Below are 14,035 nucleotides of genomic sequence, written 5' to 3' on the forward strand. Positions count from 1 at the left end.
GTCGGGTGGCTCATCTACTCGGCGCGGAAACCCTAGGCCTGGAATACCCGACCACCAAGGTCTTCGAGTCGGTGTCCCTCGGCGTCAACGAGGGCGACCGCATCGGAATCGTCGGGCGCAACGGCGACGGCAAGTCGAGCCTATTGGCGATGCTCGCCGGACGGATGCAGCCCGATTCCGGTCGCGTCACCGTCCGGGGCGGCGTACGGGTCGGCGTGCTGGATCAGGTCGACGTGTTCGACGACGACGAGACCGTCGGGCACGCCGTCGTCGGTGACCGTCCCGAACACGAATGGGCTGGCGACGCCCGCGTCCGCGACGTCATCGGGGGACTACTCGGGGACGTCGAGTGGACCGCGCCCACCGCGTCGCTGTCGGGTGGTCAGCGACGCCGGGTGTCCCTGGCACGGCTGCTGGCCGGTGAGCACGACGTCCTCGCGCTGGACGAGCCGACCAACCACCTCGACGTCGAGGCCATCACCTGGCTCGCACAGCACCTCAAGCGCCGCTGGCCGGCCAACGCCGGCGGACTGATGGTCGTCACCCACGACCGGTGGTTCCTCGACGAGGTCTGCACCGTCACCTGGGAGGTGCACGATCGGATCGTCGAACCGTTCGAGGGCGGATACGCCGCCTACATCCTGCAGCGCGTCGAACGCGACCGGCAGGCCGCGACCATCGAGGCGCGCCGGCAGAACCTGGCACGCAAGGAACTGGCCTGGTTGCGTCGGGGCGCCCCGGCACGGACATCCAAGCCGAAGTTCCGAATCGACGCGGCCAACGCACTGATCGCCGACGTACCGCCGGTTCGCGACACCGTCGCCCTGCAGTCCCTGGCCACCGCACGTCTCGGCAAAGACGTCGTCGACCTGCTCGACGTGTCGGTGTCCTACGGCGAGCGCAACGTCCTCGACGGCGTCGAGTGGCGGCTCGCGCCCGGTGAGCGCACCGGCATCCTCGGGGTCAACGGCGCGGGCAAGTCCACGCTGCTCGGTCTCATCGCCGGGACGGTGGAGCCGACCGGCGGACGGGTCAAGCGCGGCAAAACTGTCAAGGTCGCGACCCTCACGCAGCGCCTCGACGACCTCGACCGGTACCTCGACGATCCGGTCCGCGTGGTCATCACGGAACTGCAGACCACCTACACCTTCGGCGCCGGGTCGAAGGCGCAGGAACTCTCGCCGTCGCAGCTGCTCGAACGGCTGGGCTTCGACAGCGCGCAACTCTCCACCCCGGTCCGCGATCTGTCCGGCGGACAGAAGCGACGCCTGCAGCTGCTGTTGATCCTCCTCGACGCCCCGAACGTGCTGATCCTCGACGAGCCGACCAACGACCTCGACACCGACATGCTCGCCGCGCTCGAGGATCTCCTCGATTCCTGGCCGGGCACGCTCATCGTCGTCTCGCACGACCGGTACTTCCTCGAACGGGTCACCGATCAGCAGTTCGCCGTCCTCGACGGCAAGTTGCGGCACCTCCCGAACGGGGTCGACGAGTTCCTGAAACTCCGTGCGGCGCAGTCGAAGGCGGCCGCCTCCGGATCGGGCTCGGGCGGATCGGGTTCGAGCGGTTCGGGTTCGGGCCGTTCGACGTCGACGGGCGGTGGGTCGGGTTCGGCCCTGAGCGGCGCGGAGCTGCGCGCGGCGAACAAGGAGCTGGCCGCCCTGGAGCGTCGGATCGACAAGTTGCACAGCACGATCGACTCCGCGCGAGCGGCGCTGGCCGACCATGATCAGTCCGACTACCAGGGGCTCGCCGCCGAGACCGAACGCATCCGCGCCATGGAGACCGAGCTGGCCGAGGTCGAGGACCGCTGGATGGAGCTCGGCGAAGCCCTCGAATGACCGGCGGCCCGGGCCCGCTCGTCGGCGAAGGATCTCGTCAGCGGCCGAACGACTCCCGGATCGCCGTCATCACGTCGGGCAGCGACTCGTCGACGACGCTGCTGTGATCGGCACGCGCGTAGGTCTTGAGGTCGACGTCGGTGCCCGCGTCGCGCATCGCCGACCGCAGGGACCGGGACAGCGGGTAGGGCAGAACCGGATCGAGAAACCCGTGTGCGAGGGTGACTTTCGCCGGGTATCCGGACGTGGGGACCTCCGCGTACTCGCGCAGGGCGTTCCGGAACTCCTGCTCGTCGGTGAACGACGACGCGACGAGTGAACCCGGTGACACCGACCGCAGCGCGTCGACCAGATCGCCGTTGCACCGGGCGCGCGCCCGGTCGAGGAAACGCTTGCCGTCGGCGGTCAGGAAGTCGGCGACACCGAGCTCCGGATGGGCGTGGTCGAGACCGGCGAGGGTGAACAGGAACGGCGCACTCAGGACATTCAGCGCGCCGAGACCCGGGACGCGCGGGCCGAACAGTCCGAAGAGGTTCTCCAGCGACGACACCGGGGCGATCGCGACGATGCCGGCGACCGGCAGTTCGGGTGCGTGCTCCGCGGCGAGGCGGCCCGCATGAAGTGCGGCGTGACCGCCCTGCGAATGACCCGTCGACACCCACCGCGACCCGAGTGAGGGGTCGACCGACCGTGCCGCACGGATCATGTCGAGTACCGAATACGCGGCCGCCCGGCCGCCGAGGTACTCCGTCTCCCCCGCCGATCCGAGCCCGGCGTAGTCGGTTGCGGTGACCGCGTAGCCGGCGTCGAGTGCCGCCCGCACCGGCGCCTCGACGCCGTCGCCGAGGCGGTGCAGGGTCGGCGCGCACTCATCGGCAAGGCCCACCGTCCCGTGCGCCCAGGAGACGATCGGCCAGCCGCCGGCGGGCGGCACGCCTTCGGGCACCCAGTACACGCCGCTCGACATCGCCGGACGTCCGTTCTGATCGCGCGTCGCGTAGGTGATCCGGGTCCCCGCTCGGGCCGACGACGGGAGTTCGTCGTCGGCGACCTCGGTGGTGGTGAACACGAACCCGTCGGCGGGTGCGGCGGCCACGGCGGAGCCCGGCATGGCGACCGCCGACAGCCCGAGCAGCAGGGCGACGACGGTCGACGCGACGACTGCGAAGGGTCTACGGGGCATCGATCAACCGTAGGTGATCAGCGCCGGAGATCGGCTCCCAGGACTCGCGTCCCGGCAGCCGGACCGCTTGCGGTGCGGACCGAGCGAGCAACTCCGGCGCCGGACAGTTCCGCCGCGACGTTCACCGCGCTGGTCTCGTCGGCGCACAGGAAGGCGCACGTCGGACCCGACCCCGACACGATGCCGCCCAACGCTCCGGCGTCGATCCCGGCACGCAGCGTCCGGCGGAGCGTCGGCTGCAGTGAGAGCGCCGCGGGCTGTAGATCGTTGTGCAGCAGCGGCGCCACCGCGCGCGGGTCGCCCGACGCCAGCGCCTGCATCAGTTCGTCGGGGCGTCGGAGCAGGTCGCGTTCGTCGTCGTCGGCGCACTCGCCAGAACGGCTGCCGCGCAACCGATCCAGTTCGCGGTACACCGCCGGCGTGGACAGCCCTTCGCGCGCGAGTGCCAGGACCCAGTGGAATTCCCCGCGGGAGAGGACCTGCATCAACCGTTCGCCGCGCCCGGTGCCGAGCGCGGTGTTGCCATGCAACGCGAACGGGACGTCGCTGCCCAGACCCGCGGCGATCGTGGCGAGGTCGTCCCGGCCGATGTCGAGTTTCCAGAGGGCGGCGAGTGCGACGAGCGCCCCCGCGGCGTCGGCGCTGCCACCGGCCATGCCGCCGGCCACCGGGATCGTCTTGTCGATGTCGATGGCGACTTTGCCGGACCGGTCCGCCCAGTCGGCCAGTGCCAACGCCGCGCGTACCGCGAGATTGGACTCGTCGGCCGGGACCGACCCGGCGCCTTCACCGCGGACGGTCACGGTCGTCTCGTTCGCACGGGCCACCCGGATGTCGTCGTGCAGGGACAGCGCCTGGAAGACGGTGACCAGGTCGTGATACCCGTCCTCGCGGCGCGGACCGACCCCGAGGTGCAGATTGACCTTCGACGGAGCCCGTGCGGTGACGGAGTCCGACACCACCGACAGCGACGTACGCGACACAATGATCCAGACTAGCGCCCCGGGGTCGGCCTCGCGCCAATCGACGCCGTCGCTCAGGGACGCCAGTCGCGGTCGACGAGCTCACCGACGTGCTCGACGACGAGCACCGCCCCCGAGTCGCGCAACTCACCCTCCGAGAACCCGCCGGAGCGCACCGCAACGCACTCCGCCGGCAGCCGGTGCGCCGACGCCACATCCCACACCGTGTCGCCGACGACCACGGCCCGCCCGCCGCCGGCCTCGTCGAGTGCGACCGACAGGATATCGGGCGCCGGCTTGGACGAGTCGGCGTCGTCCGAGGTCGTCACGGCGGCGAAGTCGTTCCGCGACAACCCCATCGACTCCAGCGCCGCATCGGTGAACTCCGACTTCCCCGACGACGCGAGAGCCACCCGATACCCGGCGTCGAGCAACCCTCGGACCAGGTCGGCTGCGCCGGGGAGCGGACGGACGTCGGGTAGCAGCCGGCGGTAGTGCCCCTCCCAGTCGTCGCGGAGCGTATCGCCGAGCGAGTCCTCCACCTCGTCGCCGCAGATCTCGCCGACGAGGCGGTCGCCGCCCATGCCGATCGCCCGGTGCACCCGCCACCACTGCGGGATCAGGTCGTGGCCCGCGAAGGCCCGCATCCACGCCAACGCGTGGAGGTAGGTCGAGTCGACGAGGGTACCGTCGACATCGAGAAGCACGGTGTCGATCGACCCATCCGCTTTGTGGTCCGGCATCTGCACCTCGTTTCCGGGGTCGAGAACCGCGCCCCGTCGTCGGACGTCCACCGTCCGGGCACCACCGTCTCGAGCGTCCCGGATTCGGACCTACGACTCAACGCCTACACCGAAGCGACCGATCTCGCAGAGGAGAACCCCATGGCAACGCGATTCGGCTACACCCTGATGACCGAGCAGGCCGGCCCGAAAGAGCTGGTGCGGTACGCCGTCGGCGCCGAAGACGCCGGCTTCGACTTCGAGGTGTCGAGCGACCACTACTTTCCGTGGCTCTCGGCCCAGGGTCACGCACCGTACGCGTGGACGGTCCTGGGAGCCGTCGCCCACGCGACCGAGCGGGTCGACCTGATGACGTACGTGACGTGCCCGACGATCCGCTATCACCCGGCGATCATCGCGCAGAAGGCCGCGACGCTGCAGATCCTCGCCGACGGTCGCTTCACCCTCGGTCTGGGCTCGGGCGAGAACCTCAACGAACACGTCGTCGGCGAGGGCTGGCCGTCGGTCGCCGACCGCCAGGACATGCTCGCCGAGGCCATCGAGATCATCCGCAAGCTGCACACCGGCGAGCTCGTCGACTTCCGCGGCGAGTTCTTCCAGGTCGACGCCGCCCGGATCTGGGATCTCCCCGATCAGCCGGTCCCGATCGGTGTCGCGGTCGCAGGCAACGCGGGCATCGAGACGTTCGGCCCGCTCGCCGACCACCTGATCGCCGTCGAACCCGACGCCGACTTCATCAACGCCTGGAACGCGCACCAGTCGACGACGACCGTCGACGGACAGCGGTCCCGCGCGATCGGGCAGATCCCCATCAGCTGGGATCCCGACCGCGACAAGGCGATCGAACGTGCGCACGATCAGTTCCGGTGGTTCGCCGGCGGATGGGATGTCAACGCCGACCTGCGGACCACCGCGGGATTCGCCGCCGCGACCCAGTTCGTCACGCCGGACGACGTCGCTGGCAACATCCCGTGCGGCCCCGACCTCGATCAGATCGTCGAGGCCGTGAAACCCTTCTGGGAGGCCGGCTTCACCGACATCGCGCTCGTCCAGATCGGAGGCGACACGCAAGACGAGTTCCTACGCGACGCCGCACCCGCGCTGCTGGAGAAGTTGCGAGCCGCGTCGAACTGAGTCCGAAAGCGCCCCTGAGATCCGCCCCGCGGGCGGCCGCGAGCGACGATGTGTCGCCGCGACGCCTCCTGTGGGTGGATTCCAGGGGCGGTTTTCGTCAGGCGCAGGCGCAGGCGCAGGCAGCAAACCCCATCAGGTGGTGCGTGCGAGCCGGACGAAGTCGTCGACGTCGAGCTTCTCGCCCCGCTCGCCGGGATCGATACCGGCCTCGCGCAGTCGGCGTTCGGCTTCGGCCGCCGATCCCGCCCAGCCGGCGAGGGCCGAGCGCATCGTCTTGCGGCGCTGGGCGAATGCGGCGTCGATCGCGGCGAACACCTGCTGCCGGTCGAGCGGGTCGGTCGAATGGTCGTCGGTGCGTTCGATGCGGACGAGTCCTGACTCGACCTTGGGTTCGGGCCAGAACACGTTGCGTCCCACCGAACCCGCCCGGCTCACGCGTCCGTGGTAACGCGCCTTGACGCTCGGTACGCCATAGGTCCGGCTGCCCGGACCCGCGGCGAGACGGTCGGCGACTTCCGCCTGCACCATCACGAGCGCGGTGGTGATCTCGGGGAACAGTCCGAGAAGGTGCAACAGGACCGGCACCGAGACGTTGTACGGCAGATTCGCGACGAGGGCGGTCGGTACCACCGGGAGGTCGTCGCGCGTCACGTGCAGGGCGTCGGCGAGGATGACCTCGAAATTGTCCTGCCGGCTCGGCGCGTACTCCGCGATGGTGTCCGGAAGACGTTGCGCGAGAACCGGATCGATCTCGATCGCGACGACCTTGCCGGCCGTCCCGAGTAGCGCGAGGGTGAGCGAGCCCAATCCCGGGCCGACCTCGAGGACGGTGTCGCCGGCGCCGACACCCGACGCCGCGACGATGCGTCGCACCGTGTTCGCGTCGTGGACGAAGTTCTGTCCCAGCGTCTTGGTCGGCCGGACACCGACCTCGGCTGCGAGCTCCCGGATCTGCGCGGGTCCGAGCAGGCGCGGGGCCTCGTCGGGCGTGCCCGCAGGTGACTCGTCGGGTGTGCCCGCGGGCGTCTCGCCGATCAGCGCAGGCCCAGCTTGGACGAGCAGGACGGCCACGCGCCCCAGCCCTGGACCGCCTGGGTCTTCTTCGCGATCGCGATCTGCTCCTCGCGGCTGGCGAGGTCGGCTCGCGGAGCGTACTCGAGACCGCCCCAGCGCTCCCAGGTGTTCTGGTCGAACTGGACGCCGCCGTAGAAGCCGTTGCCCGTGTTGATCGCCCAGTTGCCGGTCGCCTCACACGCGGCGAGCGCGTCCCACACCGACCCCGGCGGCACGAACGGCGCACCCGGCTTGGTGCCGATGCGGACGGTGGCCGCGACGGGCTCGCTGAGCACCTCGCTGGTCAGCTTGTCGCGCTTGACGACCCGGCCGTTCACGGTGGTGACCTTGTAGGTGACACGCGCCTCGCCGGGAGTCCCCTTCTTCTCGACCACCTTGCGATCGCGGACGAGGGTGGGGTCCTCTTTCTTGACCTCCGGCGGAGCGACGGGCTCGGTGAGGGTGACGTCCTCGGTCTTGATCCGGGTGACGACGATCTTGAGGTTCGGGGTGACCTTGGTGTCGGCCGCGGGGGTGACCTTGTCCTCGGCGCCCAGCGGCGTCCCGAGTGACTCGAGCAGATCTTTGACGGTGTGTGCGGCGACGGTCGGACGCTTCTTGGCCGGGCCGTCGACGAGAGTCACCGGCTTGGGCAGCGCGACGTCGATCTCGCCGCCGTCGACCGGGAGTTCGTTGCCGAAGACGGCCTGCTCGGCGGCGTGGCTCAGCCCGCGTTCGGCCAGCAGCTGATCGACGGTAGAGGCGTTGGTGACGATCCTCTCCGGCTTGCCCTCGACGTCGAGGGTGACCTCCTTGAGCCGGTTGACCTTGATGGTCTGGCCGTCGCCGAATCCGGAGTCCAGGCCGGGGCTCACCTTGTCACCGTCCGCGGGTGCGAGCCCCTCGGACTCGAGGAGGCTCTCGACGGACATCGCCATGGTGGACACGTGCCGAACGTCGCCGTCGACGTCGATCGCGACGTTCTTGTGCATGGCGACGCCCATGATCCCGCCGGCCGCGACGGTGGCGCAGACGGCGCCGACCGCGACGCGGACACGCAACGAGTTCGATCCGTTGATCTTGGAGAAGACCGCTTTTGGCGACGCCGGGGTGGACGACTCTGGGTTCGGCAAGGAAGGCAAGGGCACGACATCCTGATAGGCAACACTGGCACCACGTCGGCCGACTGGATCTGCACGCCGGCCAGGCGGATCACAGTACGATAACGAACCGGCCAGATTATGGCAAAGGGATGCCGTACACCCGGCGCGCGTTGGCCCCGAGGGTCTGTGCCATCTCCGCGTCCGTCACCCCGCGCACCTCGGCGAGCGCCCGCGCCGTGTACGGCAGGCAATACGACTGATTCGGCTGGCCACGGTAGGGATGCGGGGTCAGGAACGGCGCGTCGGTCTCGACGAGAAGCTGGTCGTCGGGCACGAGTTCGGCCGCGATCCGGAGTTCCTCGGCGTTGGCGAAGCTCACAGTGCCGGCGAAACTGAGCATGAAGCCACGCTCGACACATTCGCGTGCAACATTTCGGTCACCGGAGAAGCAGTGCATGATCACGGATTCGGGCGCGCCCTCCGCGGCCAGGACGTCCAGCAGATCCCGGTCGGCCTCACGGTTGTGGATCATCAGCGGCTTGCCCACCCGCTTCGCGAGGTCGATGTGCCAGCGGAACGTCTCATGCTGCACCCCGGGTGGCGCGCACTCGTCGGACTTCCCGGGCCAGTAGTAGTCGAGACCCGTCTCGCCCACCGCGACGACCCGCGGGTGACGCACCATCTGTTCGAGCTCGGCCGCGGTCTCGTCGTTCAGATCCCCGGCATGCATCGGATGCAAGGCCACCGCCGCGTAGACCCGATCGTCCCATTCCGCGGCCGCGACCGCCCAGCGCGCGTCGACCATGTCGTCGGCGACGGTGACCACATGGTCGACGCCGACGGCCTGCGCGTGGTCGCAGATCGCGCGGACCGCGTCGGCGTCGCGTCCGCCGCACGCCGCGAGGTGGGTGTGCGCGTCGACGAGACCGGCCAGCGGAGCCGGGTCCGGCGGTGGTTCGCGCCGACGACGCTTCTTCGCGGCCTTGTTGCTCAGGGTCTCGCCGCCGTTCGGCTCGGCAGGCCCCGTGCCGGGGCCACCAGGGGCGTCGCTCATGGCACCCACCTTGGCACAGAGCGCCCGACGCCTCCGGCCGCGGTGCGCCCCGACCGCCTAGAGCGTCACCGTGCCCTCGATCACCGTCGTGGTGTCCCCGCCGATCCAGATGTTCTCGCCGTCGTCGTGGACGTGGATGCGCCCGGCACGGCCGAGTGCCGCACCCTGCGCGGCAACATAGGACGCCGGTGCGTGGCCGTGCGCACGCAACCACATCGCGATACCGGCATTGAGACTGCCCGTCACCGGGTCCTCGGGGACACCGATCCCCGGCACGAACGCCCGCACCTCACCGAAGACCTCGCCGTCACCCGAGCCGTACCGCCCGAACAGCCCGACCTTGTGATCCCCGAGGGCCGGGATGTCCGGCGCCACCTCGAGCACCCGCTCCCCCGACCCGAGCTGCAGCACCATCCATTCCGGCCCGTTGTCGACCCACTCGGCCGCGAGGACCTCGCCGACATCGACTCCCAGCGCGGCTGCGACCTCGGCGACGACCGCGGGCTCGACGGGGCCGGACCGCCGCAACGGCGGCGCCGCGAAGGCCAGGCGTGCACCCGAGCGGCGCAGTCGGACCAGGCCGACGCCGCACTCCTGCACGATGTCCTCCCCGGCCGGGCGGCCGCCCGTCGTCAGCCAGGCATGCGCGGAGCCGAGAGTGGGGTGCCCGGCGAACGGCAACTCCCCGTCCGGGGTGAAGATACGCAGGCGGTAGTCGGCGGCGGCGTCGGTCGGCGGCAGCACGAACGTCGTCTCCGACAGATTGGTCCAGCGGGCGAACGCGGCCATCCGGTCGTCGGGGATGTCGGCGGCGTCGAGCACCACGGCCACCGGGTTACCACCGGTTCCAGTGGCGGAGAACACATCGATCTGGGCGAATCGTCGGGTCATCGGTTCATCGTCTCACTCCCAGTTGTTGCCCGGTCAAAGGGTTTTCGGGTCGCCCACCCCGACCCGGGCGGACACCGCCCGACACGACGGGTACACGCGCGCGGACGTGGTCGAGGGAAAACGGTCCGCCCGGCCACGCAAATCGCGCCGGAGTCGTCCGGGACGGGTAGCGTGGCGAAGCGTGTTGGGATTGCCAGATTCGATCACCGTCGCACTGTTCGACCTCGACGGAGTTCTCACCGAGACCGCGGTGCTACACCGCAAGGCATGGAAGAAGGCGTTCGACGCCTTTCTCGCCGCGCGCCTGGGCGGCGCGGACCATGCCGACTTCGTCGAGTTCACCGACCAGGACTACCTCGCCTACGTCGACGGGCGTCCCCGCGAGGACGGCGTCCGGGCCTTCCTCGCCTCCCGAGGGATCGACGACGTCGACCCGCAGACCGTGACCGGGATCGGGAACGGGAAGAACGACATGTTCCTGGTCAGCCTGGCCGAGGACGGTGGGCAGGCGTATCCGGGTTCGGTGCGATACCTCGAGGCGGCGCGAGATGCCGGCCTCCGGATCGCGGTGGTGACCTCCTCGAAGAACGGAGCAGCAGTGCTGGATGCAGCGGATCTGTCGAAATTCGTCGAGGTCCGGGTGGACGGGCTCGACATCGTGGCGAAGGGCCTGAAGGGCAAGCCCGCTCCCGACTCGTTCCTCCTGGGCGCCGAGCAGATGGGCGTCGAACCCGCTGCGGCGGCGGTCTTCGAAGACGCCATCTCCGGCATCCAGGCCGGCAGCGCGGGAGCATTCGGCTACGTCGTGGGCGTCGACCGCGTCGGTGGTGTGCAGGCCGAGGCCATGCGCGCGGCCGGTGCCGACGTCGTCGTGACCGATCTCGTCGAATTGCTGCCCGCATGACCGCCGAGCACGGCCACGACTTCGGCTTCGAGATCCATCCGTGGCAGCTGAAATGGCGCGGCGGGGTCGATCTGGACATGCTCGGCCGAACCGAGACACTGTTCGCACTGTCCAACGGGCACATCGGTTTACGCGGGTCGTTCGAGGAAGGCGAGCCCGTCGACCATCCCGGCACCTACCTGAACGGCTTCTACGAGCTGCGCGGCCTGCCCTACGCGGAGAGCGGCTACGGCTATCCCGAGTCCGGACAGACCGTCGTCAACGTCACCGACGGCAAGATCATCCGGTTGCTGGTCGAGGACGAGCCGATGGACCTCCGGTACGGGCGTACCGAGGAGCACGAGCGGACGCTGGACTTCCGGACCGGCACCCTCCGTCGTCACACGGTGTGGACCTCACCCACCGGCCGCAAGGTCCGGATCAAGTCCGAGCGTCTCGTGTCCTTCACCAAGCGCACGATCGCGGCGATCCGCTACGAGGTCGAGCCGGTCGACGAGGACATGAAACTCGTTCTGCAGTCCGATCTCCTGGCCAACGAGCCGGTGCCGGCACCGGGCAACGACCCGCGCCTGGCGGCCGCGCTGGACGCCCCGCTGGTCTCCGACCTCGCCACCTGCCGCAACTACTGGGGCATGCTGGTCCACCACACCAAGAAGTCCGGCCTACACATCGCGGCCGGGATGGACCACGAGATCTACTTCCCCGACAAGGCCGACACCTTCATCCGCGCCGACGGTGACCTGGCCCGACTCACCATCGCGGCCAACGTGCCGAAGGGCAAGAGCCTGACCCTCACCAAGTACATGGGGTACGGCTGGTCGGCCCGACGCTCGGTGCCGGCGCTGCGCGCCCAGGTCGACGCGGCGCTCGCGATGGCGATGGAGACCGGCTGGGATTCGCTCAAGGCCGACCAGGTCCGCTACCTCGAGGACTTCTGGCGCGACGCCGACGTCGAACTCGACGGCGATCCGGAGTTGCAGCAGGCGGTCCGGTTCGCGCTGTTCCACGTGCTGCAGGCCGGCGCGCGCGGTCAGTCCCGCGCCATCCCGGCCAAGGGGCTCACCGGCCCCGGCTACGACGGTCACACCTTCTGGGACACCGAGAGTTTCATCCTCCCGATGCTCACCTACACGGTCCCCGCCGCCGCCGGCGAGGAACTGCGATGGCGCCACTCCACCATGGACAAGGCGAAATCCCGCGCCGCCGAACTCGGTCAGCGCGGGGCGATGTTCCCGTGGCGGTCGATCAACGGCGACGAGTGTTCGGGCTACTGGCCCGCGGGCACCGCAGGCGTGCACGTGTCCGCCGACATCGCCAACGCCACGGCCCGCTACCTCCGGGCGACCAACGACGAACAGTTCGAGACCGAGTGCGGCGTCGAACTCCTCGTCGAGACCGCACGACTGTTCGCCGGCCTCGGGCACCACGACGTGAACGGCAAGTTCCGCATCGACGGCGTGACCGGTCCCGACGAGTACACCGCCGTGGTGAACAACAACACCTTCACCAACCTCGCGGCGCAGCAGAACCTGCGGGACGCCGTGGCGGCCGTACACCGCCGGCCCGACCTCGCCGAACAGTTCGGGGTCACGACCGCCGAAGCGGCGCACTGGGAAGCGTGTGCCGACGACATGACGATCCCCTACGACGACGCCCTCGGCGTCCACCAGCAGTGTGAGTCGTTCACCCTGCTGGGCGCCTGGGACTTCGAGTCGTCGGTCGGACGCTATCCGCTCCTGCTGAACTACCCGTATTACGACCTCTACCGCAAGCAGGTGGTCAAGCAGGCCGACCTGGTGTTCGCGACCTACCTGTTCGGCGATGCGTTCACCGCCGAGCAGAAGCTGCGCAACTTCGACTACTACTACCCGTTGACCGTCCGCGACTCGTCGCTGTCGGCGTGCTGTGAGGCGGTCACCGCCGCCGAGGTCGGCTACCCCGACCTCGCCTACGATCTGCTCGCCGAGTCGGTGTTCACCGATCTGCACGACCTGCACAACAACGTCAGCAGCGGCCTGCACATCGCCGCGCTGGCCGGTGCCTGGACCGACTGCGTCGCGGGCTTCGGCGGCATGCGCGACTTCGGCGGGAACATCACGTTCGCGCCCCGGCTCCCCCGGCGGCTGACGTACATGTCGTTCCGCATGATCATCCGCGACTCGAAGATCGTGGTGGCCGTCGACAAGGACAACGCGACGTACCGGCTGCTGTCGGGTCCGCCGATCGACCTGGCCCATCACGGCGAGAAGTTCACGCTCGAGTCGGCCCCGGTGACCATGCACATCCCGGAGCTGGAGTATCGCGAGCCGCCGAAGGCGCCACCGGGATGCGAACCCTACCGACGGGAGATCTAGGGCCCGGCCCGACGGTCGGGGTCCGCGCACTTGACGTTGTCACTGTGTCAAGGGGTGTGATCGACGGCGAAGGAGGTGGTCGACGATGACCGACCAGACTATTCGACCGTTCGATCCCGCGCTCGTGGCCGCACTCGCGGCCGGTGACGCGTCGACGAGGCTCCGTGCCGCGATGGCCGCGGGCACCAACCCGCATCCCGGGTACGTCGACGATCTCATCCGACGCTGCGCCGTCGAACCGGACTTCTTCGTGCGGGACATGCTGACCTGGGCCCTGACGCGCCTACCGGCCGACCTCACGGTGCCCGTCCTCCTCCCCCAGCTGGAGTCGGCGTCACCCCAGGCCCGGGCGCAGGCCCTGCACACCCTGTCGAAGATCGGCGACCGGTCGGCATGGACGTCGATCTCCCCCACGCTCCTGCACGACGCCGACGACGAGGTGGCGCGCACCGCCTGGCGGGCCGCCGCCGTCCTGGTCCCGGCCGGCCGCGAGGCCTGGCTCGCGAACGAACTGGCCGGCGAACTCGGCCGCGGGAGCACCGACGTCCGGCGGAGTCTCAGCCGTGCCCTCGCCGGACTCGGCGACTCCGCGGCTGGGCCGCTCGCCACCGCGAAGAAGCGCGGTGATCGCGAGGTGCGGGCGCACGTGGCCGCGACCGAGCGACTGATCGACGATCCGGAAAGCGACTTCGAGGCCACCTTGGAGTTCGCCTCGCGCTTGAACGGTGATGCCTCCGAAAGGGATTCGTCCGACGGCGATTCGTCCGAGCAGCATTCGTCCGGCGCCGAGTCGGTCGACGGGGCGTGACG

General features: G+C 69.7%; 12 protein-coding genes. 5 read left to right on the forward strand and 7 right to left on the reverse strand.

Annotated elements, in window-relative coordinates:
* The first annotated feature begins 5 nt into the window (after positions 1-5).
* On the forward strand, positions 6-1,844 hold the full coding sequence (locus AMD30_RS08170; RefSeq protein ID WP_055475295.1) for an ABC-F family ATP-binding cassette domain-containing protein: 1,839 nt from the start codon (positions 6-8) through the stop codon (positions 1,842-1,844).
* 37 nt (positions 1,845-1,881) lie between these two features.
* Here the strand turns inward: AMD30_RS08170 and AMD30_RS08175 are convergent, their stop codons facing one another.
* Genes AMD30_RS08175 through AMD30_RS08185 form a run of 3 tightly spaced genes read right to left on the reverse strand, consistent with a single transcriptional unit; the run spans position 1,882 to position 4,732 of the window.
* Positions 1,882-3,027 (reverse strand): alpha/beta hydrolase, encoded by a 1,146-nt coding sequence (locus tag AMD30_RS08175; RefSeq protein WP_055475296.1) that lies wholly within the window; start codon positions 3,025-3,027, stop codon positions 1,882-1,884.
* A 17-nt stretch (positions 3,028-3,044) separates the two neighbouring features.
* On the reverse strand, positions 3,045-4,010 hold the full coding sequence (locus AMD30_RS08180) for a 4-(cytidine 5'-diphospho)-2-C-methyl-D-erythritol kinase (protein ID WP_010844377.1): 966 nt from the start codon (positions 4,008-4,010) through the stop codon (positions 3,045-3,047).
* Between the two features lie 53 nt (positions 4,011-4,063).
* The gene (locus AMD30_RS08185; protein WP_055475358.1) at positions 4,064-4,732 is read right to left on the reverse strand and encodes an HAD family hydrolase; all 669 of its coding nucleotides are present in this window, start codon (positions 4,730-4,732) and stop codon (positions 4,064-4,066) included.
* A gap of 141 nt (positions 4,733-4,873) precedes the next feature.
* Here AMD30_RS08185 and AMD30_RS08190 point away from each other — a divergent pair, with 141 nt between their 5' ends.
* The gene (locus tag AMD30_RS08190; RefSeq protein ID WP_055475297.1) at positions 4,874-5,866 is read left to right on the forward strand and encodes an LLM class F420-dependent oxidoreductase; all 993 of its coding nucleotides are present in this window, start codon (positions 4,874-4,876) and stop codon (positions 5,864-5,866) included.
* A gap of 132 nt (positions 5,867-5,998) precedes the next feature.
* On the opposite strand, the gene rsmA is transcribed toward AMD30_RS08190, so the two are convergent.
* The 4 genes from rsmA to AMD30_RS08210 all read right to left on the reverse strand — a co-directional run bounded on the left by rsmA (position 5,999) and on the right by AMD30_RS08210 (position 9,967).
* The gene (gene rsmA, locus AMD30_RS08195) at positions 5,999-6,937 is read right to left on the reverse strand and encodes a 16S rRNA (adenine(1518)-N(6)/adenine(1519)-N(6))-dimethyltransferase RsmA (RefSeq protein ID WP_055475298.1); all 939 of its coding nucleotides are present in this window, start codon (positions 6,935-6,937) and stop codon (positions 5,999-6,001) included.
* Positions 6,901-8,067, reverse strand: coding sequence for a resuscitation-promoting factor (locus tag AMD30_RS08200; protein WP_197282756.1), 1,167 nt, complete (start codon positions 8,065-8,067; stop codon positions 6,901-6,903). The genes rsmA and AMD30_RS08200 overlap by 37 nt, the downstream gene beginning before the upstream one ends.
* 91 nt (positions 8,068-8,158) lie before the next feature.
* Entirely contained in the window at positions 8,159-9,076 is a 918-nt protein-coding gene (locus AMD30_RS08205; RefSeq protein WP_055475299.1) for a TatD family hydrolase, read from the reverse strand.
* A gap of 57 nt (positions 9,077-9,133) precedes the next feature.
* Positions 9,134-9,967, reverse strand: a complete 834-nt coding sequence (locus tag AMD30_RS08210) for a PhzF family phenazine biosynthesis protein (RefSeq protein WP_010844383.1) — start codon at positions 9,965-9,967, stop codon at positions 9,134-9,136.
* A gap of 181 nt (positions 9,968-10,148) precedes the next feature.
* Between AMD30_RS08210 and AMD30_RS08215 the strand changes: the two genes are divergently transcribed.
* From AMD30_RS08215 to AMD30_RS08225, 3 genes are all read left to right on the forward strand, one after another.
* Entirely contained in the window at positions 10,149-10,871 is a 723-nt protein-coding gene (locus tag AMD30_RS08215) for a beta-phosphoglucomutase family hydrolase (protein WP_055475300.1), read from the forward strand.
* Positions 10,868-13,225 carry a glycoside hydrolase family 65 protein gene (locus AMD30_RS08220; RefSeq protein WP_044506266.1) on the forward strand — a complete coding sequence of 786 codons (2,358 nt, stop codon included), beginning with the start codon at positions 10,868-10,870 and terminating at the stop codon, positions 13,223-13,225. The genes AMD30_RS08215 and AMD30_RS08220 overlap by 4 nt, the downstream gene beginning before the upstream one ends.
* A gap of 85 nt (positions 13,226-13,310) precedes the next feature.
* Positions 13,311-14,033: a HEAT repeat domain-containing protein gene (locus tag AMD30_RS08225; RefSeq protein WP_055475301.1), complete on the forward strand. Its 723-nt coding sequence runs from the start codon at positions 13,311-13,313 to the stop codon at positions 14,031-14,033.
* Positions 14,034-14,035: the final 2 nt, after the last annotated feature.

The organism is Gordonia sp. HS-NH1 (genome assembly GCF_001418765.1).
In the GTDB taxonomy this organism is placed as follows: Bacteria; Actinomycetota; Actinomycetes; order Mycobacteriales; family Mycobacteriaceae; genus Gordonia.